Origin of the sequence: Grimontia indica, assembly GCF_000333895.2 — a bacterium.
In the GTDB taxonomy this organism is placed as follows: Bacteria; Pseudomonadota; Gammaproteobacteria; order Enterobacterales; family Vibrionaceae; genus Enterovibrio; species Enterovibrio indicus.
Window position 1 is genome coordinate 1 of sequence record NZ_ANFM02000102.1, and the last position, 1760, is coordinate 1760.

1 protein-coding gene is annotated in these 1760 nt (G+C 54.7%); it reads left to right on the forward strand.

Features of this window, described 5'->3' with window-relative positions:
- Positions 1-1760, forward strand: a 1760-nt coding sequence (locus tag D515_RS24930; protein ID WP_039850783.1) for a VCBS domain-containing protein, incomplete at both ends; no start/stop codon positions are given.

Below are 1760 nucleotides of genomic sequence, written 5' to 3' on the forward strand. Positions count from 1 at the left end.
ACACCATTAACAGCGAAGGCTCGCTGGTACATCAGGGTAATGTCGCCGCCATAGAAAATGACAATACCCCGCCGGTTATCGTCCAAACCGCCGACGGCAGCTACTACCTGGTGGATGCCGATGGCAATACCGCCACGGTGAAACTGGAAATTGGCGAGTCTCTCATCACCACCTCTGGTTCGCTGGATGTGGTGGATGTCGACGGTGGCGACACCACGGTGTTTGAGAACACGACGGTGGAAGGCACCTACGGGACACTTGAACTGGTGGATGGCAACTGGACCTACACCCTGGATGAAGCCAAGTCTGAATCACTGGGAGAGGGCGACACCGCCCAGGATGTGATCACGCTGACCGCCACCGACGGTACCCAGCAAGACATCACTATCACGGTCACCGGTACCGATGATCTGGCTGAACTGACTGGTGATGTGACAGCAACGGTGACGGATGCGGATGCTTCTGTCTCCGGCTCTATCACTGTTGTTGACCCTGATACCGGTGACAACACCACCATCGCCAACACCACCATGCAGGGCGAATACGGCACCTTCCAGTTGGTAGATGGCGATTGGACTTATACCGTCGATCCCGCCAAAGCAGAGCCTCTGCCTGAAGGCCAGTCGGTAGAAGATACCTTTACCCTGACGGCCTCTGATGGTTCAACCCATGATGTCACGGTCACCGTGACCGGCACTGACAATGCCGGCGTTGTCACAGGCACCACCTCAGGCAGCGTGGACGCAGCAGGCTTTACGCTGAATGTGGAAGAGAGTGGCAACCTCACCGCTGGTGAGGTCACCCAGGGCGATAACAATAGTGGTTGGAATACCACCACCACCACGATTGACGGTGTACCTTATGTTATTTCGACGTCGTTTGGTTACAGTGGCACTACCATCATCTCCCGCGTAGAAGATGATGGTTCGCTCACTGAGACTGACCGCATCGTCTATGACAATAATACTGGTACAGTGACCTCCTCTTCTGGCGGCGACATAACAGCAGTGATTCAGGAAGCAGGTATTTCCGTTGGTGCGCTCGGGAACGGTCTGACTCAGTCCAATGTCTCTCAAGTCGATGGTGAGCCTACCCTGTTCTTGACCTCGCAGAACAGTGGTTCCATCTCTGCATGGCAGATTTCTGACTCCGGTGAACTCAGCCTCAATGGCGGCCTGACCTTCGGCAACTCGCAAACAGGCATTGTGCGTGAAAACGTCACCTTCGAAACGGATGATGGTGAAACTCTGATTTTCGCTACACGCCCTCAGGGTGATACCGTCGATGTCCTCTCCTACAACCCGGAAACCGGTGAAATTGCGGAAACCGGCAACTCCTACCCGTCCGGTGACCTAGTGTCAGGCATCGATATTGTGACGATTGACGGCAATACCTTTGTCACTTCCAGCGGCACTGATGTCGTCAGTCTGTATGCCGTTGACAGCGCTACAGGTAACCTCACTCTGGTTGACAGTGAGCCGGTCACCTCCGGCAGTGGCAACTCGGTGAACTTTTATCAAACCCCTGATGGCAGCACCTATGCCATCAGCTCCAGCAGCAGTGCTGATGTGACTACTGTGTTTGAAGTCGCCGCTGACGGAACACTGACACAGACTGACGTTATTGAAAATGCTGGCGCATATATGTCGACCGCCGGCTACGTCGACGGTGAGCCTGTTTTCGTTGCGCCGAATCCGGATGGTGGTGTCGACCTTTACACCATTAACAGCGAAGGCTCGCTGGTACATCAGGGTAATGTC